Origin of the sequence: Sphingosinicella xenopeptidilytica, assembly GCF_042676985.1 — a bacterium.
GTDB lineage: Bacteria > Pseudomonadota > Alphaproteobacteria > Sphingomonadales > Sphingomonadaceae > Sphingosinicella > Sphingosinicella xenopeptidilytica.
The window spans coordinates 242471-262201 of the sequence record NZ_JBHTIK010000002.1 but is presented as its reverse complement, the minus strand read 5'-3'; the positions used below and the strand labels follow the sequence as shown (position 1 = coordinate 262201).

16 protein-coding genes are annotated in these 19731 nt (G+C 66.8%); 4 read left to right on the top strand and 12 right to left on the bottom strand.

All coding sequences use genetic code 11. The annotated features are described in order from the left end of the window. The first annotated feature begins 26 nt into the window (after positions 1–26). A complete protein-coding gene (locus tag ACFQ00_RS04085; protein ID WP_381486585.1) occupies positions 27–1583 on the top strand; it encodes an ABC transporter substrate-binding protein in 1557 nt (518 codons plus the stop codon). Between the two features lie 5 nt (positions 1584–1588). After that, positions 1589–2770, top strand: a complete 1182-nt coding sequence (locus ACFQ00_RS04080; protein ID WP_381486583.1) for an acetyl-CoA C-acyltransferase — start codon at positions 1589–1591, stop codon at positions 2768–2770. A gap of 39 nt (positions 2771–2809) precedes the next feature. Here ACFQ00_RS04080 and ACFQ00_RS04075 read toward each other — a convergent pair whose 3' ends face one another. The 6 genes from ACFQ00_RS04075 to glmM form a co-directional block, all read right to left on the bottom strand. Beyond that, positions 2810–4042: a hypothetical protein gene (locus ACFQ00_RS04075; protein ID WP_381486580.1), complete on the bottom strand. Its 1233-nt coding sequence runs from the start codon at positions 4040–4042 to the stop codon at positions 2810–2812. Between the two features lie 76 nt (positions 4043–4118). Next, a complete protein-coding gene (gene folP, locus ACFQ00_RS04070; RefSeq protein WP_381486577.1) occupies positions 4119–5177 on the bottom strand; it encodes a dihydropteroate synthase in 1059 nt (352 codons plus the stop codon). A 3-nt stretch (positions 5178–5180) separates the two neighbouring features. Next, entirely contained in the window at positions 5181–6284 is a 1104-nt protein-coding gene (locus ACFQ00_RS04065) for a site-specific DNA-methyltransferase (RefSeq protein WP_381486574.1), read from the bottom strand. A 208-nt stretch (positions 6285–6492) separates the two neighbouring features. After that, positions 6493–7107, bottom strand: coding sequence for a ribonuclease HII (rnhB, locus tag ACFQ00_RS04060; RefSeq protein ID WP_381486571.1), 615 nt, complete (start codon positions 7105–7107; stop codon positions 6493–6495). Then, a complete protein-coding gene (thiD, locus tag ACFQ00_RS04055; RefSeq protein WP_381486568.1) occupies positions 7104–7904 on the bottom strand; it encodes a bifunctional hydroxymethylpyrimidine kinase/phosphomethylpyrimidine kinase in 801 nt (266 codons plus the stop codon). The genes rnhB and thiD overlap by 4 nt, the downstream gene beginning before the upstream one ends. Then, a complete protein-coding gene (glmM, locus tag ACFQ00_RS04050) occupies positions 7901–9238 on the bottom strand; it encodes a phosphoglucosamine mutase (protein ID WP_381486565.1) in 1338 nt (445 codons plus the stop codon). The genes thiD and glmM overlap by 4 nt, the downstream gene beginning before the upstream one ends. Positions 9239–9312: 74 nt before the next feature. Between glmM and ACFQ00_RS04045 the strand changes: the two genes are divergently transcribed. Together ACFQ00_RS04045 and ACFQ00_RS04040 are read left to right on the top strand one after the other, a co-directional pair. After that, positions 9313–10773, top strand: a complete 1461-nt coding sequence (locus ACFQ00_RS04045; protein ID WP_381486562.1) for an alanine/glycine:cation symporter family protein — start codon at positions 9313–9315, stop codon at positions 10771–10773. Continuing rightward, on the top strand, positions 10745–11743 hold the full coding sequence (locus tag ACFQ00_RS04040) for an aldo/keto reductase (RefSeq protein ID WP_381486559.1): 999 nt from the start codon (positions 10745–10747) through the stop codon (positions 11741–11743). The genes ACFQ00_RS04045 and ACFQ00_RS04040 overlap by 29 nt, the downstream gene beginning before the upstream one ends. Here the strand turns inward: ACFQ00_RS04040 and ACFQ00_RS04035 are convergent. The 6 genes from ACFQ00_RS04035 to ACFQ00_RS04010 all read right to left on the bottom strand — a co-directional run bounded on the left by ACFQ00_RS04035 (position 11740) and on the right by ACFQ00_RS04010 (position 19720). Further along, positions 11740–12531: an SDR family oxidoreductase gene (locus ACFQ00_RS04035; RefSeq protein ID WP_381486556.1), complete on the bottom strand. Its 792-nt coding sequence runs from the start codon at positions 12529–12531 to the stop codon at positions 11740–11742. The two genes, ACFQ00_RS04040 and ACFQ00_RS04035, sit on opposite strands and share 4 nt — an antisense overlap. Further along, a complete protein-coding gene (locus ACFQ00_RS04030; RefSeq protein ID WP_381486553.1) occupies positions 12522–13211 on the bottom strand; it encodes an NnrU family protein in 690 nt (229 codons plus the stop codon). The genes ACFQ00_RS04035 and ACFQ00_RS04030 overlap by 10 nt, the downstream gene beginning before the upstream one ends. 20 nt (positions 13212–13231) lie before the next feature. Continuing rightward, the gene (locus ACFQ00_RS04025; RefSeq protein WP_381486550.1) at positions 13232–14530 is read right to left on the bottom strand and encodes an amidohydrolase family protein; all 1299 of its coding nucleotides are present in this window, start codon (positions 14528–14530) and stop codon (positions 13232–13234) included. Next, complete coding sequence (locus ACFQ00_RS04020) at positions 14527–15948, bottom strand: amidohydrolase (protein ID WP_381486547.1); 1422 nt, start codon at positions 15946–15948, stop codon at positions 14527–14529. The genes ACFQ00_RS04025 and ACFQ00_RS04020 overlap by 4 nt, the downstream gene beginning before the upstream one ends. Beyond that, entirely contained in the window at positions 15945–17510 is a 1566-nt protein-coding gene (locus ACFQ00_RS04015; RefSeq protein ID WP_381486544.1) for a peptide MFS transporter, read from the bottom strand. The genes ACFQ00_RS04020 and ACFQ00_RS04015 overlap by 4 nt, the downstream gene beginning before the upstream one ends. 173 nt (positions 17511–17683) lie before the next feature. After that, positions 17684–19720 carry a TonB-dependent receptor gene (locus ACFQ00_RS04010; protein ID WP_381486542.1) on the bottom strand — a complete coding sequence of 679 codons (2037 nt, stop codon included), beginning with the start codon at positions 19718–19720 and terminating at the stop codon, positions 17684–17686. Positions 19721–19731: the final 11 nt, after the last annotated feature.

The window sequence follows — 19731 nt, the reverse complement described above, 5'->3', positions numbered from 1 at the left end:
AACGATCAGGCTCTAGACCGAACCCGATGATCCGCGCCGCCCTCATAACCGCCTGCACCCTGCTCGCCCTCGGCGGCTGCGACCGCGCTGCGGACGGCGACGGCGACAGCACGCTGCGCATGGCCTTCGTGAACGACGACGGCGCGAGCCTCGTTGCCGACGACAGCCTCGAAAACGCCGCGGCGCGCGCCATGCACATCGGACTCACGACGCTGGAGCCGAGCGGACGGGTCGTGCCGTCGCTGGCGCTCAGCTGGCGGGTCAGCGACGACGGGCTCACCTACGTGTTCAAGCTGCGCGAGGCCTATTGGGCGGACGGACGGCGGCTCACCTCCGGCGATGTCGTTGCCGTGATGCGGCGCATCGTCAGCCCCGGCTCCGGGAATCCGCTCCGCGACGAGCTGATGATGATCGAGAACGCCGCGCTGATCACCGCGAACCGGCGCCCGGCGCGGATGCTCGGCGTTTCCGATCCACGGCCCGATACGGTGGTGATCACGCTCGCCAAGCCCGAACCGGCGTTGCTGCAACTGCTCGCCGACCCGGCGGCGGCGATTGCCCGCGCGGGCAAGGCTCCGCCGGCTTCGGGCGCATTCACGAAGGCCGACGACGCGGGCGACGCGGACGGCACACTGCACCTCGTGAAGAACAGCGCTTACTATGCGGCCGATACGGTCTCGCTCGCCGGGGCCATACTCTCCCGCGCCGATGCAGAGGGCGCAATCCGGCGCTTCAACGCGGGCGAGCTCGATATCGTGAGCGGCGGCCGCCTCACCGGGCTGCGCGCCGCGCGGACGAGCGTCGATTCGCAGGCGCTGCGGCTGGAGCCGACATGGGGGCTCTATTTCTATCTGGCACGCACAGGCTCCGGCCCGCTCGCCGACGTGCGCGTGCGCCGCGCGCTCGCCATGTCCTTCGATCGCGCCGGCGTCCTTTCGCGCCTGTTCGGCGTCGCCGGCTTGCAGCCCGCCTATTCGGCGCTGCCGCCGACGCTGCCCGACGCCTATGCCGGAAGCGCGGGCGACTGGGCCGGGTGGTCCGCGGACGTGCGCGAGAGCGAGGCGGTGCGGCTGCTCGCGGAAGCCGGCTACACGTTCGACCAGCCGCTGACGCTGTCGGTCGCGATCCCGCACGGCCGCGAACATGCCGATCTGCTCGCCGCGATCAGCAATTCGTGGGGCGCGATCGGCGTGCGCGTGAAGGCCTATGCGCGTGGGCCGCTTTCGCACCGGCGCGCGATCGAGAAGGGCGACTTCGACCTTGCCGCCGTCGAGCGCATCGCGCGCGCACCGGTCGCCGACACGTTCCTGCAACCCTTCACCTGCGCGGTGCGGCTTGGCGGCTATTGCAACCCCGCGGTCGACCAGCTACTCGCCGACGCGGCCGCCGAGGACGACCCCGGTACGCGCATCCAGCTCCAGCGGCGCGCGAACCGGCTGATTTCCGAGGATGCGCCGCTGATTGCCGTCCTGTCGCCGATCCGCTGGTCGCTGGTATCGCCGCGTGTGACGGGCTGGGAAAACAATGTCGCCGGCGCGCATCCGCTGTCCGGCCTCGCCATGAGCGGAACGAAAGAGGAGTAGCACCCGTGGACCCAATCGTGATCGTCGGCGCGAAGCGCACCCCCATGGGCGGCTTTCAGGGTGACCTTTCCGGCCTCACCGCAAGCCAGCTCGGCAGCGCCGCGATCCGCGCCGCGCTCGAGGAGGCGGGCGTTCCAGCAGCTGATATCGATCAGGTGATCATGGGCAACGTGCTCGGCGCAGGCCAGGGCCAGGCCCCGGCGCGTCAGGCGCTGCTCGGCGCGGGGCTTCCCGAAAGCGTCGGCGCGACCACGCTCAACAAGATGTGCGGATCGGGCATGAAGGCCACGATGGACGCGCACGACATCATCCTCGCAGGCAGCGCCGAGATCATGGTCGCGGGCGGCATGGAATCGATGACGAACGCGCCCTACCTGCTGCCGAAGGCGCGCAGCGGATACCGGATGGGCCACGGCGAGGTGAAGGACCACATGTTCCTCGACGGCCTTGAGGACGCCTACGACAAGGGCCGCGCGATGGGCACGTTCGCCGAGGAAACCGCGCGCCACTATCAGTTCACGCGCGAGGCGCAGGACGTTTACGCCGTGCGTTCGACGACGCGCGCGCAGGCCGCGATCGCGAACGGCAAGTTCGCGGACGAGATCGTGCCGGTAACGGTTTCCGGCCGTGGCGGCGACGTGACGGTGAGCATCGACGAGCAGCCCGGCAAGGCGAAGCTCGACAAGATTCCGACGCTGAAGCCCGCCTTCGCGAAGGACGGCACGGTGACGGCGGCGAACAGCTCGTCGATCTCTGACGGCGCCGCGGCGCTGGTGCTGATGCGCGAATCGACCGCGAAGGCGCGCGGGCTAACGCCGATCGCCCGCATCCTCGGCCACGCGACGCACGCGCAGGCCCCGGCGTGGTTCACGACCGCGCCGGTGTTCGCGATCGAGAAGCTGCTGAAGAAGGTCGGCTGGTCGGCAAGCGACGTGGACCGCTACGAGATCAACGAGGCCTTCGCGGTGGTGGCGATGTGCGCGATCCGCGACCTCGGGCTCGACGAGGACAAGGTGAACGTCCACGGCGGCGCCTGCGCGCTCGGTCACCCGATCGGGGCGAGCGGCGCGCGCGTGATCGTCACGCTGCTCGGCGCGCTGCGCGACGCGGGGCTCACGAAGGGTGTCGCCAGCCTCTGTATCGGCGGCGGCGAAGCAACAGCGCTGGCGGTCGAACGGCTGAACTAGCCAAAAAATCACTGCGTTTTGGCTGGGTAACGGTTTTTCTTAACGCGCCATCATAGGAAGCGTGTCGAGCGCGCGGTCAACGCGCGCAACGGCCGCCGCGTACTCCGCGCTCGAAATGTCGCGGTAGCGGCGTTCGAAGGCATCGCTGTTCATACCTTCGCTGAAACCGAGCGCGGTGAGTGGCAGCAGGTCCGCGCCGGCTACGAGCCGCGACATGAGCCGTGCCGCGCGCGCAGGATCCGTCGTCGCCTCGCCGAAGCGCAACCCGGCACGGTCGGCCGCCAGATCGACAAAGGAGAAGCCGCTGCCGCCCGCGAGGCTGTCGTCGAGTTCTTTCCACGTGCCGAGTGCCCGCCCGATGGCGGGATCGGCGGACGCGGCAAGCGCCGCCGACAGCGCGAAGTGCTTGGCAAGATCGTCGCGACCGGCCAGCGAGACATCCAGCGTCGCCGGAAATTCGGGATTGAAGCTTGCCTCCGCGCCACGCGCAAGACGCGCGGTGCGCGGCCCGACGACCACCATCGCCGCAGCAACCATCGCGGCGCGCGCGTGCGTTCGCGCGCCATCGCCGCTTCGCGGCGCACCGGCGAACATCGCTGCGTAAACTTCCGACAGGTCAAGCGGCCGGCCAGCCAGACTCGCCATCGTCCTTGCATAAAGTCTGTTCACCCGCTGCCCGTCGATTGCGTCATCGGACGGCGCGAGCTTGCTGACACCCTTGAGCAGCCCCTGCGGGAGATCGAGCACGACGTTCGCCGTCCCCTTCCCCGCCTCGAACGCCAGGATCGCCTCGCGCGTCGTGGGGAAGCGTGTGCCGGCGCGCATCTCCGCCGCCTTGTGGGCAAGGCCAAGCAGCGGTTCAAGCAGCAGCGCCGGGATCGGCAGCGTGCCGATGTTCGCGGAAATCTGCGGGTAGCCGTAGTCCTCCACCTCGGCGATGCGCACACCGCCCGTGAGCCATGTGCCGCCTGAAAGGCGGAAAGCCGCCTTCACGGCGAGCGCGTCGTCCGCGACGCGGGGGGACAGGCGAAGCCGGGGCACACCGTTGGTGAGCACGCGCGCGGCGCCCTCCATGTCCGCGATCGAGGCCGTGACCGGCGAAGGCTCGTCGGCAGCGGCGACCTCAGCCAGCGCAACCGCAAGGTTGCGCGCGGCGCGCACGTCGGATGCGCTCGGCACGCCGGGCGCGGCGATCCGCTCGCCGGTGAGCGCAGCCGCCCCGGCGAACAGGATAAGAGCCAGCAATCCAAGCACGAATCGAATGGGGGCCACTCCCGCCAGATACGGCAGCGTTCTACCCGCGCGCCGGGCGCGCTCACAAGCGGCAGATGCCCTTTCGGACGATGACTTACAGCGTGGGCGGGCTGAGCGCCGCGTCGCGCAGGCCCCGCCAGACGCGGATGGCCTGCACCGATTCGAAGGCATCGTGGACGCGCACCATCTGCACGCCCTGCCCGATCGCCGTCATCACCAGCGCGAGCGAACCGCCGAGGCGGCGATCGACCGGCGCCTCGTTCGAAAGCGCGCCGACGATGCGCTTGCGGCTGGCGCCGAGCAGAACGGGCACGCCGAGGCCATGGAACAGCGACAGGCCGTTCAGGATTTCGAGGTTATGCCGCACGGTCTTGCCGAAGCCGATGCCGGGATCGACGAGGATCTTGTCGCGCGCGATACCCGCCGCGACGGCCGCATCGATGCGCGTTTCCAGCCAGTCGTACACGTCGAGCAGTGCGTCTTCGTACTGCGGATCGCGCTGCATCGTCTCGGGGCCGCCCTGGGTGTGCATGATGACGACGGGACAACCGGCGTTTGCGATGGTTTCGAGCGCGCGTTCGTCGTGCGTGAGGCCGGAGACGTCGTTGACCATGCCCGCGCCGCGCGACAGGGCATCGGCCATCACGGCGCTCTTGCGCGTGTCGATCGAGACCGCGACACCTGCCTTCGCCAGCCGCTCGATGACGGGCGCGACACGCAAGATTTCGTCCTGCTCCCACACCTCGGCAGAACCCGGACGGGTCGACTCGCCGCCGACATCGATGATCGCCGCACCCTCCGCCGCCATCGCGACGGCAGCGGCAGCGGCCTCGTCGTCGGTCGCGTGGCGGCCGCCATCCGAGAAGCTGTCCGGCGTGCGATTGAGGATCGCCATCACCGAAGGCTCGGAAAAGCGCACCGTGCGCTCGCCGAGCTGGATCGCCGCACGCGGCGCGGTGAGCCGCGCCCAGAGCGGGTTCGCCGTATCGATTTCCGAGATGGGCACCAGACGCTGCGAAACGCGCTTGCCGCCGCTGCGCTCGATGACCTCGACCGCCGAGAACCACGTGAGCCCACCCGCGAGCCGCGCTACCCGCCCGTCGTAGCCGAAGGGCGCATCAACGAAGCCGGTGGGGCGGAAATAGGACTTCACGGATCAGGCCGCGAGGTCGCGCCTGTAGGCCTCACGCACCGTATCGATCGGTTCGAGCGCGCCGCCGCGCTCCATGTGCCAGAAGGTCCAGCCGTTGCACGAAGGCGCGCCCTGCGCCGCCGCGCCCATCTGGTGGATGGAACCGGCATCGCCGCGGAAAGCGAGGCTGCCATCGGCGCGGACGCGCGCCTTGTAGCGGCGCGCCGTGTCCACGAGTTCCTGACCCGGCAGGATGAGCCCGGCCTCGACAAGCGTGCCGAACGCAACGCGCGGTGCCTGCCGCTTGCCGCGCGTGATCTGCATGGCGTCGGGCGAAAGCGGCTTCGTTTCCGCGATGCGTTTCTCGGCAACCTCGACATAGGCCTGCTCACGGTCAATGCCGATGAAGTTGCGGCCGAGCATCTTCGCCATCGCGCCGGTAGTGCCGGAGCCGAGGAACGGATCGAGCACCGTGTCGCCGGGGTTCGAGGCCGCCATCATCACACGGTAGAGCAGTGCTTCGGGCTTCTGCGTCGGGTGCGCCTTGACGCCGCCGACCTTGACGCGCTCGCCGCCGGTGCAGATCGGGATCGTCCAGTCCGAGCGCATCTGCACGTCGTCGTTCATCATCTTGAGCGCGTGATAGTTGAACGTGTAGCGCGCCTTTTCGGACTTCGAACACCAGATCATCGTCTCGTGCGCGTTGGTAAAGCGCGTGCCCTTGAAGTTCGGCATCGGGTTCGTCTTACGCCAGACGATATCGTTCAGGATCCAGTAGCCGAGATCCTGCAGCACCGTGCCGACGCGGAAGATGTTGTGGTAGCTGCCGATCACCCAGATCGTGCCGTCGTCCTTCAGGATGCGGCGCGCAGCGGAGAGCCAGCGGCACGTGAAATTGTCGTAGGCGCCGAACGTATCAAACTTGTCCCAGTCGTTGTCGACGGCGTCGACGCGGCTACCTTCGGGGCGGAAGAGGTCGCCGTTCAGCTGGAGGTTGTAGGGCGGATCGGCGAAGATGAGGTCCACCGACTTTGCCGGCATTGCCTCCATCTCCGCGATGCAATCGCCGAGAATGATGCGCGAGGAGACGCGCGACGCCTCGTCGATGCTGTCCGGTCTGGCCGCCATGATGCCCCCTGTTCGCCCACTTGATCCAAAAGCGCGCGGACCTTGGCCCGGCACGGACTCTTGCGTCAAGAGTCCATGGATTCAAAGAGTTGCAGAGTTAACTTAAGATTTCATTAAACATGAAGTCTTGACCGCAACCCCTTGCGATGGCGCAGATCGGCATACGCCAGCCCTTGTGGGTGTGGCGGAAACGACTCAATGGAAAATTTCAGGCGGAAACTTCGGAGGCGCGCTGCACCGGGCCGAAGCTGCGGCGGTGATGGACGGTAACGCCGAGCCGTGAAACCGCCTCCAGATGCGTGCGCGTCGGATAGCCCTTGTTCTCGTGCCAGCCGTAATCGGGATGCGTTTCGTGGAGCCGAACCATGAACCGATCACGTGTCACCTTCGCGATGATCGAGGCCGCCGCGATCGACACCGAGCGCGCATCGCCGCCGACGATCGTGTCCGAGCGATAGCTCCAGCGCGGCGCCCGGTTGCCGTCGACCAGCACATGATCGGGCGCGACCGGCAGCGCAGCGACCGCGCGCGTCATCGCGAGGAAGGTCGCCTGCAGGATGTTGATCCGGTCGATCTCCTCGGGGCTCGCCTCGCCGATGCCGACGCGCGCGCAGCCAAGGATGATGTCAAACAGCGCCTCGCGGCGCGCGTGCGTGAGCTTCTTGCTGTCGTTGAGGCCGTCTGGAATGCAGGCGGGATCGAGGATCACCGCCGCTGCAACGACGGGGCCGGCGAGCGGTCCCCGCCCTGCCTCGTCAACGCCCGCCACAAGGCCGGTGCAGCGCCCCTCGTGACTGTAGTCCGGCCCCGCAGCCCGCTTCACCGCGCGAGCGGCCAGCCGTGACCGAGCGGCCCGTGCCCGGCGCCGAAGCCCGGCGCGGCGAGAATCGCCTGCCGCACATAATCGCGCGCGCGCCATGCCGCCTGTTCGAGCGGCAACTTCTGCGCGAGACCCACGGCGAGCGCCGAGGCAAGCGTGCAGCCCGTGCCGTGCGTGTGCTTGGTGGCGATGCGGGAATCGACCCATTCCTTCGCGCGGCCCGGCGTCACCAGCCAGTCGCTGATCTGATCGCCCTTCAGATGCGCGCCCTTCACCAGCACGGCCTTCGCGCCGAGCCCGAGGATCGCTTCGCCAGCGTCGCGAGCGTCTTCCGGCGAGCGTATCTTCTTGCCGGAAAGCGCCTCCGCCTCGACGATGTTGGGCGTCACCACGTCCGCCATCGGCACGAGCAGCGATGTGAGTGCCTCGACCGCATCGGGGCGCAGCAAGTGCGCGCCGCCCTTCGCAATCATGACCGGATCGAGCACGATCGGCACGGCAACGTCGGTGAGCGCACCGGCAACCGCCTCGATCACCGCCTGGCTGCCAAGCATCCCGATCTTGACGGCATCGGCGCCGATATCGGCGAGCACCGCCTCGATCTGCGCCGCGATCACATTGACCGGGACAGCGTGCACATCGTGGACGCCGTTCGTGTCCTGCACCGTGATGGCAGTGATCGCGGTCATGGCATAGCCGCCGAGCATCGCGATCGTCTTGATATCGGCCTGAATACCGGCACCGCCGCCGGAATCAGACCCCGCGATGACGAGGACGCGTGCCGGCTGGGGCCTGGTCATGCAGCCTTTGCCACCGCTTCACAGATTTCATCGACGACGCTTTCGACGAGGCCCATGTCTTCACCCTCCGCCATCACGCGGATGAGCGGTTCCGTCCCCGATTTGCGGATGACGAGCCGGCCCGTGCCGCTGAGACGCGCCTCGGCGGCGGCAATGACGCCCTTCACACTATCGGTGTCGAGCGGCTGGCCGCCGTTGAAGCGCACATTCTTGAGGAGTTGCGGCAGCGGATCGAACAGCGTGAGCACTTCGGACGCAGGCCTGCCGTCTTCCACCAGCACGGCAAGCACCTGAAGCGCCGCGACGAGGCCGTCGCCGGTCGTCGAGTAGTCCGAAAGGATGATATGGCCCGATTGCTCACCGCCGACATTGAAGCCCTTGGCGCGCATCGCTTCCAGCACGTAACGGTCGCCCACCTTGGCGCGCTCCAGAGCGAGGCCGAGACCGCCGAGATAGCGTTCGAGGCCGAGGTTCGACATCACCGTTGCAACGAGCCCGCCGCCCTTGAGACGGCCCGCAGCGTGCCAGCTGCGCGTGACGAGCGCCATGAGCTGGTCGCCGTCCACGATCTGGCCGCGCTCGTCCACGATGATGAGCCGGTCGGCGTCGCCATCGAGCGCGATGCCGATGTGTGCGCCCGTCTCCACGACCTTCTTCTGGAGCGCCGCGGGCTTCGTGGAGCCGACATCGTCGTTGATATTGAAGCCGTTGGGATTGACGCCGATCACCTCGACGTCCGCACCGAGTTCCCAGAGCGCGCTTGGGGCAACGTTGTACGCGGCACCGTTCGCGCAATCGACGACGAGCTTCAGCCCATCAAGGCGCAGGTGATCCGGGAAGGTCGATTTCGCGAAGTGGATATAGCGCCCGCGCGCGTCTTCGATCTTTTTCGCGCGGCCGATCTGCGCCGGATCGGCGAGTTTCGGTTCGGCCTCAAGCAGGGCTTCGATCTCAAGCTCATCCGCATCCGACAGCTTGTAGCCATCCGGGCCGAAGAGCTTGATGCCGTTGTCCTGATACGCGTTGTGGCTCGCCGAGATCATGACGCCAAGATCGGCGCGCATCGAGCGGGTGAGCATGGCGACCGCCGGAGTCGGCACCGGCCCCACCATCACCACGTCCATACCGACGCTGGTGAAGCCCGCGATCAGGGCCGATTCCATCATGTAGCCGGAGAGCCGCGTGTCCTTGCCGATGACGACACGGTGCTTGTGATCGCCGCGCAGGAACTTCGCACCCGCCGCCTGCCCGACACGCATCGCGATCTCCGGCGTCATCGGTACGGTGTTGGTGAGACCCCTGATCCCATCGGTGCCGAAATAGCGCCGGCCCATAATCGTCCTCTCCAGCCCCCGCGTATCTTGCACACGCGTTCATAACAGGCTCTTTATGCCTCTAAATCGTTAAAATGAAGGGCGGGCTGCACGCGATGATCGAGACAATGGGTCGTTTCATCGACCATCTTTCGGCGTTCGTCTTCATGAAGGTGCCGTTTTTCGGCGCCCAGATCGAGCTTGTCGTGCTGGCGCTCGGCTCCGCGATGATCTTCTTCACGCTGTGGCTGGGCATTCCGCAGCTGCGCGGCGTCGGCATCGGCCTCCAGCTCATCCGCGGCCGCCACATCGATGACAGCGCCCCCGGCAGCGTCAGCCAGTTCCAGGCGCTTTCGACCGCACTTTCGGGCACGATCGGCCTCGGCAACATCGGCGGCGTCGCCATCGCCATCGCGCTCGGCGGACCGGGCGCCGCCTTCTGGATGTTCGTGATCGGCTTTTTTGCGATGGCGCTGAAGGCTGCCGAAGTGACGCTGGGGCTGATGTACCGCGAGTTCACGCCTTCGGGCGAAGTGCTCGGCGGGCCGATGTACACGCTCAAGAACGGGCTTGCCCGGCTCGGCCTGCCGAAGACGGGGCGGAATCTCGGGGGGCTTTACGCGTTTTTCGCACTCGGCGGCGCGCTGCCGCTTTTGCAGGTGAACCAGAGCTTCAGCCAACTCACCCTCATCGCGGAAATCGACAACGGGCCGGGCAACGGCCTTATCTACGGGCTGTTCCTCACGATCGCGGTCGGCGTCGTCATCATCGGCGGTGTGCGCTCCATCGCGAGCGTCGCCGCGCGGCTGGTGCCGCTGATGTGCGTGATCTACCTCGGCGCCGGCATCGTCATCCTGATGGTGAATGCAGGCGCCATTCCCGCCGCGCTGGAGACCATCGTGCGCACCGCCTTCGCGCCCGAGGCCGTGGCGGGCGGTGCGATCGGCAGCTTTGTCGTCGGGATGCGGCGCGCGGTGTTCTCCTGCGAGGCGGGGGTTGGCAGCGCGGTTATGGCGCACGCGGCCGCGCGGACGCATCACCCGGCGTCGGAAGGTATGGTCGGGCTGATCGAACCGCTGCTCGACACGATGATCATCTGCACGATGACCGCGCTCATCATCGTCGTCACCGGCGTCTACGACGACGGCCACGGCGACATCGCGATGACCTCTGCGGCGTTCGGCACGGTCGCGTCGTGGTTTCCCTATGTGCTTTCGGTCGCGGTTTTTCTGTTCGCCTTCTCGACGCTGATCTCTTGGGGTTACTACGGGCTGCAGGCGTGGGGCTATCTCTTCGGACACAGCCGCGCGAGCGAGCTTGCGTTCAAGCTGCTTTACTGCCTGCTGCAACCGATCGGCGCGATCCTTTCGCCCGGCAAGGTCATCGACCTCATCGACAGCCTGTTCTTCCTGATGGTCGTACCGAACCTGATCGGGCTTGCACTGCTCGCCGTACCCGTGAGACGCGAGATGAACGGCTTCCTTGCCGGCGTGAAGGCCGGAACGATCTATGGAAAGGGTATCGACGATGAAACGGCGCAACCTCGGCACGACTGACGTTTCCGCCATCGGGCTCGGCTGCATGGGCATTGCCGGGGTTTCCGGCATGGCGGCGATGTACGGCGAGGTGGACAAGGACGAAGCCGTCCGCACCATCCACCGCGCGCTCGAAATCGGCATCGATTTCCTCGATACCGCCGAAGTCTATGGCCCGTATGCGAACGAGGAATTCCTCGGGGAGGCGCTGAAAGGCAAGCGTGGCAAGGCGTTCATCGCGACCAAGTTCGGCTTCAAGATCGTCGATGGGCGTTCGCGGGGAACCGACAGCCGGCCCGAGAACATCCGCGCTGTTTGCGAGGCGAGCCTCAAACGTTTGCAAACCGATGTGATCGACCTGTTCTACCAGCACCGCGTCGACCCCGACGTGCCAATCGAAGACGTCGTCGGCACGATGGCGGACCTGCAGGCCCAAGGCAAAATCCGCTTCATCGGCCTCTCCGAAGCCGGTGTCGGCACTCTGGAACGCGCCACTGCGACGCATCGCATCGACGCGCTGCAATCCGAATATTCGCTGTGGGAACGAGAGGTGGAGAAGGACATTCTGCCCGCCTGCCGCAAGCACGGCATTGCCTTCGTGCCCTATTCGCCGCTCGGGCGCGGGTTCCTGACCGGCGACGTGAAACGGGCAGAGGATTATCCGGAAACCGACTACCGCCGGAATGACCCCCGCTATCAGGGTGCGAACTTCGATGCGAACATGGAACTCGTCGCGACCGTGAAGCGCATCGCGGACGCGCACGGCGCGAAACCTGCACAGGTCGCGCTCGCATGGCTGCTGGCGCAGGGGCCCGACATCATTCCGATCCCCGGCACAAAGAAGGTGAAACGGCTGGAGGAAAACGCAGGTGCGGCCGACCTCGCCCTTACCGCTGCAGACGTCACCGCGCTGAACGCCGCCGCACCGGTCGGCGGTACGGCGGGCGAACGCTATGATACGCCGGCCAAGCTGGCGATGCTTCGAATCTAGCGTTTCGGCGCCATCTTCGCGACGCGGCTGAACACATAGCGTGGTGCCAAACGCTTCAGCCAGAGCGCGTGCATTTCGAGGCCTCTGCCCACGGGGATTTCGGGCTTTCCAGCGCGCAGGCCGGCGAGGATTTCAGCCGCAGCCTCGGCAGCGCTGATGCCGTGGCCGACGGGGTCTTCTTTGGGACCGAAGCGTTTGCCATGGCCGTCGAGCGCATTCTCGGCGATGTTCGTCTGCACGAAGCCTGGCGTGACCACGGTGACGCCGATGCCGTGCTGGGCGACCTCGGCGCGCAGCGCATCCGAAAAGCCCACGAGCGCGTGCTTCGCCGCGCAGTAGCCGGTGCGCATCGGCACGCCGATCTTGCCTGCGACGCTCGCGATCTGAATGACATGACCCTGCCCCCGCGCGACCATCTTGGGCAACACGAACTGTGTGAGCCGGAGCGGCGCGAAGAAATCGACCTCCATGATCTGCCGGTACACGTCGAAATCCGTGTCGAGTGCGATCGAGCGCTGCGAGATGCCCGCGTTGTTGACGAGGATGTCGATCGCGCCGCGCCACGCCCACGCCCGGTCGACGATGCCCGGCAGTGCGGCGTAGTCGGTCGCCTCGAAAGGCAGGACGAAGCGCTCGCCTTCCAGCCGCCGGGCAATATCTGCCAGCGCGGCCTCGCGCCTTCCCGAGAGGATGATTTGCGCTCCCGCCTTCCCGAACGCCTCTGCGAGCGCCGCGCCGATCCCCGACGACGCGCCGGTGATCCAGACGGTTTTGCCCGTCAATTCCACAGCATCGCCCCTGTCGATTTCCCGATCACGAGCGGATGCGCCATGACGAGGATGACGTAGAGCGCGACGCCCATCACGATCGGCAGAACGCCGGGCCAGATCCGCGACCAGCCGAGCCGCCCGGAAAGCTGTGCGCCAAGCGGCCAGTAGCTGGTGTGCGCGGCATAGGCCGCCCATCCCGCACCGAGCTGCGCGGCTTTCTTGCCATCCTGCAGCCATGCGCCGACGAGCGCCAATATGCCGATGCCGCCCGCGAGGATCAGCGTTTCGAGCCGCCCTGTCGACATGACGTGTACCACGGCCCAAAGGCCGAACGCCCACATCATCGGATGGCGGGTGATGCCCATCACACCCTTGGGCGCGGTGCCTTTCGACAGGAGTTTGCCCGCCTCCACCATCGCCGGATTGGGTGCGAGGAACGATCCCACGAACAGGATGCAGGCGACGAGCATCAGAAGCCAGCCGACATGCACCGCCCAGAGCGGCGGCACCCAGAGCTGTTCGATCGGCGCGGCGCGATAGGCGAGCACCGCCCAGATCAATGTTGCGAAGGCAACGAGCGAATAGAGGCCGAGAAAGCCTCTCTCGCCGAGCTTCGCCACAATCGGCGCGCGGAGCGGGTGGGACAGGATGAAATGGGTAAGCACAAACGACGCAACGGCGATTGCAAGCTCGGCCATTTCCCGGCCCTCCCCTTCTCCTAGCGGCTGTACTGTTTGGGCAGCGTATCCTGTTTCAGCGGATTGTAACGATCGCGCAGCTTCGTCTGCCGCGATTCGAGCGGCGTGGCACGACCATCGATGAACAGCGCGGTCGGTGCCGAGGCAAGCTCGATGGGATCGCCCGACCAGACGACGACATCGGCGCGCTTGCCGGGTTCGAGCGTACCGAGTTCGCCGCCGAGACCGAAGATTTCGGCGGGGTTCCTCGTCAGCGCCGCGAGCGCCTCGGCGTGGCTCACCTGAACGCCGCCCGGAATTCGGCCCTGCGCCACGAGGTTGCCTGCCTGTTGCGGAATGAGGCGCACCTGATGGTTGAGATCGCGCCCGATCGGCACGATCGCGACCTTCACGCCCGCGCGGATCAGGCGCCCGACGTTCGATTGCGTCGCGGCAAGCACCTCGAAGCTTTCAGGAAGGTTGGGCGCAACGGAAGCGAGCACCGGAACACCCGCCGCGGCGATCTTGTCCGCAACCGTCCAGCCTTCCGCCGCACCGGCAAGGATGAGGCGCAGGCGCGGGTAGGTTTTCTTGAGCGCAAGCACATTCACGATGTCGCTGGCGCGGTTGACGCTGACGACCGCCGGAACCTCGCCGCTGATGACCTTCGCGAGCGCGGCGGCGTCAGCGCGTTTGAGCAGTGATCCCCGGTCGCGGCCGTAACCGTAGCCCGCCGGATTGCGCGCGTACGCCGCAGCCTCGGCGAAGGCATCGGCGAGGCGCGCGAACAGGGCGCCGCGCGAGCCGCCCGCGAGCCGCGCGCCGTCCTCGCCCATCACGATGTATTGGAAGGCCTGTTGCCTTGTGATCGGCGTGCCGTCGCCGAGCGACATAACGAGACCCTGCCCGCCGAAGATGTCGTTCCCCGCATCGGGCATCACGGCGGCGCGTGTCACGCCTTCGATACGGGTGACCGCGATCGCCGTGGTGAGCGGGTTCACGGCGGGCGCGATATCGATCGCTGCGGCATAGGGTGCGGAGTTGGCCTGGATGTCGTTGGTGCCGGAGACCGCATCGACCTCGACAATGCCGACGCGCGAGTAGCCGGCGAACAGGCCCGGCGTCACCCAGCCGCCGGCTGCATCGACGACGCGCGCGTCCGCCGGGACGGCTACGTTCGAACCGACCGAGACGATGCGTCCGTCGCGGATGAGGACGGTGCCGTTTTCGATGGGTTCGGCGCGGGCGATGGTGGCGACCTTGCCGTTTACGATGGCGATGGTTTCCGCCGACGCAGGCGTCGCGATCGTCAGTGCGAGGAGCGAAAGCAGGCGCTTCATTTCGGATCTCCTTCACCGGGCTGGCCAAGCTCGAAATCGCTGACCGGACGCATCCGCGACAGCGCATCAAACATCAGCGCGCCATCGATCCAGACTTTCTCCGCCTTTGCATAGACCGAGAGCGGATCGCCGTTCCAGAGCACGACATCGGCGCGCTTGCCGGGGGCGAGGCTGCCGATCTCCTTGTCGAGACCGAGCGCCTTCGCGGCGTTGATACCGATCCACGTCCACGCCGTCTCGGGCTTGATGTCGAGCCCGGCGCGGTTGCCGTCCGCCAGCGCCTTCGCGGTTTCCTGATTGAGCCGCTGGATGCCGAGATCATCGTCCGAGTGCGTGACCGCGCAGCCGCCCGCCGCGTGAACGAAAGGCAGGTTCTCGCGGATGCCGTCGTAGGATTCCATCTTGAAACCCCACCAATCCGCCCACATCGCGGCGCAGGTGCCGTTCGCCTTCAGAAGATCGGTGATCTTGTAGGCTTCGACCGCGTGGTGGAAGGTGGTAACCTTGTAGCCGAACTCCTTCGCCATATCGAGAACGAGCGCCATCTCGTCGGCGCGGTAGCAGTGGTTCTGCACGAGGATTTCGCCATCGAGCACGCCGCGCAGCGTATCCATCGCGATGTCGCGCGCAGGCACATCCTTGAGCGCTGCGGTGCCCGCCTTCACCTTGCCTTCGTATTCATCCCACTTGCGATCATATTCCTGCGCCTTCGCCCACGTCGCGCGATCGACCGCGATGTTGCCCATGCGGCTTCCCGGCTTCTGATTGCGACTGCCGTAAACGCGCTTCGGATTTTCGCCGCACGCCATCTTGAGCGTGTAGGGCGCGCCGGGGAATTTCATCTCCTGCACCGTGCGGCCCGGCACGTTGCGCAGGGAAACGCCGCGCCCGCCGAACAAATTCGCCGAGCCGGGCAGGATGTGGAGCGTGGTGATGCCGCCCGCGAGTGCGCGGGTGAAACCGGGGTCCTGCGGCCAGACGCCATGCTCGGCCCACACGTCCGCTGTGTTGGCGCCGGTGACCTCGTTACCATCCTGATGCGCATCCACCGAGGGCGTCGGATAATTGCCGAGATGGCTGTGCACATCGATGACGCCGGGCGTTACCCATTTGCCGGCGCCGTCGACGACGGTGACGCCTTCGGGCGCCGTGACGCTCTGCCCGATCGCGGCGATCTTGCCATCCACCAGCAGCACCTCGCCGCCGATGATCTTGCCGCCGGCGCCATCATAGATGTTGACGCCGCGGATCAGCGTCGGCTGCGACGCGTAGGGCTTGTAGGTCGACGGGAACGGGTTCTTGTCGATCATCGGCAGATCGCGCGCGGGCTTGCTACCGGCGGTTTTCGGCGCCTCCTGCTGACCTGCGCAGGCGGAAAGCAGCGCCGCCGATGCAAGCGCAAAAACCAGACTCTTCATGAACGCGTCTCCGCTGCCGTATTGATTCCTGCCGCCTGCGGCTCCCCGATTTCCCCAGCGCCCGCCAAAACGCCATCGTCCTTCAGCGTATCAAGATGCATCAGGCGGCGAATGAACGGCGAGATCAGCAATATGAATGCCCCCGCGCCGACCGCGAACCAGCCGACATTCGTATAAACGGAAAGCACGACTTCCTTCGCCGCCTCCGCACTTTCGGCATGATCCCCGCCCGTCGCCGCCGCGATCTGTCCGGCCGCGAAATTGCCGACGGCGGATGCGAAGAACCACGCCCCCATGATGAGGCTGGCCATATGCGCCGGGGCCAGACGATTCATGGCGCTGAGCCCCACGGGCGACATGCAGAGTTCACCGGTCGTGTGCAGCAGGTAGATCAGGAAGAGGAAGAAGAGAGGGGTTGCCGCGCTCATGCCAGCCGCCTGCGCGCCGCCGACAAGCACGAGGAAACCGAGCCCGACCTGCAGGATGCCAAGCCCGAACTTGAAGGGTGTCGACGGTTCGAGGCCGCGCCGCGCGAGCCAGACCCACAGGCCCGCGAACAGCGGTGCCAGAACGATGATGTAGATCGAGTTCAGCGACTGGAACACGGATGCGGGCACGAGAAATCCGAAAGCCTCACGATCGACATGCCGATCCGCGAACAGGTTGAGCGACGATCCGGCCTGTTCGAAGAACGCCCAGAACAGGACCGAGCCGATGATCAGAAAGATCGCCGCGAAAATCCGGTCCCGGTCCTCCCGCTCCAACTTCACAACTGCTGTGAACAGGATGTAGCCGACGAGGAGTGCACCCGAGATACCAAGGAGAACGCCGATGATCTCCTGATACTGGATCATCAGCCACACCACCGCCACGGCCACGAAACTGAGCACGTAAAGCTGCCATTCGAACGAGATTCCGAACGACTTTGCCCGCAGGCGCTCCGGCGATGGCGGCTCACCGCGCCCGAGCAGATACGGTTTGCCCCAGACGAACACGGCGAGGCCGAGAAGCATTCCGATCCCCGCCGCACCGAAGCCATAGGCCCAGCCATAGGTCTGCCCGAGCCACCCAGCGATCAGCGCGCCGAGCGCCGCGCCCACGTTGATGCCCATGTAGAAGATCGTATAGGCGCCGTCGCGCCGCACATCGGTGCGCGGATAAAGCTGCCCGACGATCACCGAGATATTGGCCTTGAGGAAACCCGAGCCGACGACGATGAAGGCGAGCGCCAGCCAGAAGATACCGATCGCGGTGCCGTTCTGACCGCCGTCGCCTTCGACGGCCATGAGCAGGTGCCCGAAGCTGAGCAACACCGCGCCGAACAGCACAGCCTTGCGCTGCCCAAGCCAGCGGTCCGCGAGATAGCCGCCGATCACGGGCGTGATGTAGACGAGCGCCGTGTACGCGCCGTAGATCACCGAGGCCTTCTGGTCCGAGAACATCCAGTGCTGGACGAGGTAGAAGATGAGCAGCGCGCGCATCCCGTAGTAGGAGAAGCGCTCCCACATTTCGGCGAAGAACAGCACGAACAGCCCCTTGGGGTGCCCGAGGATGGTGCCCATGGAATCGCTTGCTGGAAGGGCGCCGGCGGCAGCCCCCGTCGGTTGAGTCATTGGCGTCCGGACCCTTTATCCCTTGCACGAACGGACTTCGACGAAGCCGCGCCGCGCTCCCATGGTCTGAGACTAGTCTTGCGTCTGGCGCATTGAAAGAATGTTTCGGCGCTTGGTGACGCTTATCGTCCTGGTTTCCATCTGATGCCGATCCAGAGTGTTCTGGGCTGGCCGCGATCGATGATGCCGTCGCTGGTGCGCCCGGCATCGATGTTGGCATCGGCGAGATTTTCAGCGGCGAGGCGGAGCGACACACCCTTCCCGAGCGGCGCTTCGGCGAAGGCGTCGAGCGTGAGGGCTTCACCCAGACGGAGCGTTTGCAGATCGTCCTCGTAGCGCACGCCATCGTAGCGGGCAACGACGCCCGCGCTCCATCCACCTGAACGCCATCTCGCCGTTGCGCTCGCCTGATGCTTCGGGGTCTGCGCGGGGCGCATCCCGTCGAGCGCCGCGGACACGCCGCTCGCCTCCACGGTCGCATCGGTGAACGTGTAGGAGAGCCCGAGAGACCAGCGGCCGAGATCGAGGCCGGCGTTCGCCTCCAGCCCCCACGCCTCGATCGCATCGAGATTGAGCCGCTGGCGATAGGCGCCCGCGACGAAGCCGACGCCGGGGAACGTGCCCGGCCCCTGCGCGAGCGTGACGTTGCCGATCGCGTTCCGCGCGCGGTTGTAGAAGACCGTGGCCGAGAGGTGCGCGGTGCTGAGCGGGCGGTAATCGAACCCCGCCTCGATGCCGCGCAGCCGCTCCGGCTTCAACGCGGCGTTGGCGGCGGTCGCATCGGCGCCGACGCGGAACGGGCGGTACAGCTCATTGAGCGTCGGCACGCGGAAGCCGAGATAGCCGGCGGTGCGCAGCGTGAGCGCCGGGGTGGCGGCGAGCGCGAGGCCGAGCCGGGCGCTCGGCTCCGTACCCGACCGCTTCGCGAAATCGGTATCGGTGAGCACCGTGCCCGCCATCTGGCGCTCGTCGAGGTGGCCGTTCGTGAGCGACCAGCGATCGACGCGGACACCTCCTGTCAGCAGCAGTGCGTCCGTCAGCCGCCAGTCGTCCTCAATGAAAACGCCGTAGATATTGCTGTCGCCGCCCGCCTCGCGCATCCGCGTGTAGACGCCGGCGACAGGCGTGTAGAACTCCTTCGTCTCGCCGGTCGCGCCTCGCCAGTCGGCACCGAGGCGCAAGGCGTGCGCACCGAGCGTGGGGCGGATCTCCACCTTCGCGCCGTAGCCGGTGGCCGGGACCGCATACTGGTCGAGCGTCGGGAAGGCGGCGCTGCGATCCGCCTCGATGCGCGCGAAGCGCGAGGAGAAGTCGCGCGTCTGCAGATAGGCGACGGCCTCCCACGGCAGCGCACCGCGCGACACCAGCCGCACGCTCGCATCGGCACCGCTGTTCGCCGAATCGACGATCTCGACGCCCCGCACGCGGTCGTCCGCGAAGGCCGCGCCGCGCACCTGGAGCTCGGTCTCGTCGCCGACCGGCACGACGAAGCGCACCGATCCGCCATATTGCTTGTAGGACGCCGGGATATCGACCGCGCCGCGCTGCGAGCGCTGGATCAGATGGAAGCCGTCGCCGCGATCGTATCCGGCGTCGAGCGCGATGAAGCCGCCACCGAGCGGCACGGTGACGCCCGCCGACGCGGCGACCGAATCGCGGCTGCCATAATCGATGCCGACGAAGGGCGTGCGGTCTCGCCCCGCGCTCGACAGCTCGATGACGCCGGTGAGCGCGCCCGCGCCGAACGCCCCGGCGCCGCCACCGGTGGTGATACGGACCGACGAGAGGCTTTCGGGGCGGATCGCGGGCCACGGGATCCATCCCGCGAACGGATCGGCCACCGGCACGCCGTCGAGCAGCACCAGCGCGCGGCTGGACGCATTGCCGCCGATGCCGCGAAGCTGCGCGCCCTGACTCGTCGGGTTCGCCGAGCGGCTGTCGGTACGGCGGAACATCTGGAAGCCGGAGGCGGCCTCAAGCGCCGTCTCCAGCCCGCCGGGCACATCCTGCAGCGCAGCGCCGTCCACGACCTGCACGGCATAGGCCTGTGTGCCGAGCGGCTGTTCGAGCGCGTGGCCGGTGACGACGATCGTCTCCTCGGCAACCGCCGGCTGAGCGAGGACGGCAGGGGCGAGCAAAAGACAAAAACGATTCCGCACCGTCGCGACCT

Bases quoted from the DNA above. Each gene is read 5' to 3' on its own strand.
- thiD (WP_381486568.1), bottom strand. From the start codon at position 7,904: ATGACCAGGCCCCAGCCGGCACGCGTCCTCGTCATCGCGGGGTCTGAT.
- ACFQ00_RS04015 (WP_381486544.1), bottom strand. From the start codon at position 17,510: ATGGGCACCATCCTCGGGCACCCCAAGGGGCTGTTCGTGCTGTTCTTC.
- ACFQ00_RS04030 (WP_381486553.1), bottom strand. From the start codon at position 13,211: ATGGCCGAGCTTGCAATCGCCGTTGCGTCGTTTGTGCTTACCCATTTC.
- ACFQ00_RS04065 (WP_381486574.1), bottom strand. From the start codon at position 6,284: ATGGCGGCCAGACCGGACAGCATCGACGAGGCGTCGCGCGTCTCCTCG.
- ACFQ00_RS04025 (WP_381486550.1), bottom strand. From the start codon at position 14,530: ATGAAGCGCCTGCTTTCGCTCCTCGCACTGACGATCGCGACGCCTGCG.
- ACFQ00_RS04045 (WP_381486562.1), top strand. From the start codon at position 9,313: ATGAAGGGCGGGCTGCACGCGATGATCGAGACAATGGGTCGTTTCATC.
- glmM (WP_381486565.1), bottom strand. From the start codon at position 9,238: ATGGGCCGGCGCTATTTCGGCACCGATGGGATCAGGGGTCTCACCAAC.
- ACFQ00_RS04040 (WP_381486559.1), top strand. From the start codon at position 10,745: ATGAAACGGCGCAACCTCGGCACGACTGACGTTTCCGCCATCGGGCTC.
- ACFQ00_RS04020 (WP_381486547.1), bottom strand. From the start codon at position 15,948: ATGAAGAGTCTGGTTTTTGCGCTTGCATCGGCGGCGCTGCTTTCCGCC.
- ACFQ00_RS04085 (WP_381486585.1), top strand. From the start codon at position 27: ATGATCCGCGCCGCCCTCATAACCGCCTGCACCCTGCTCGCCCTCGGC.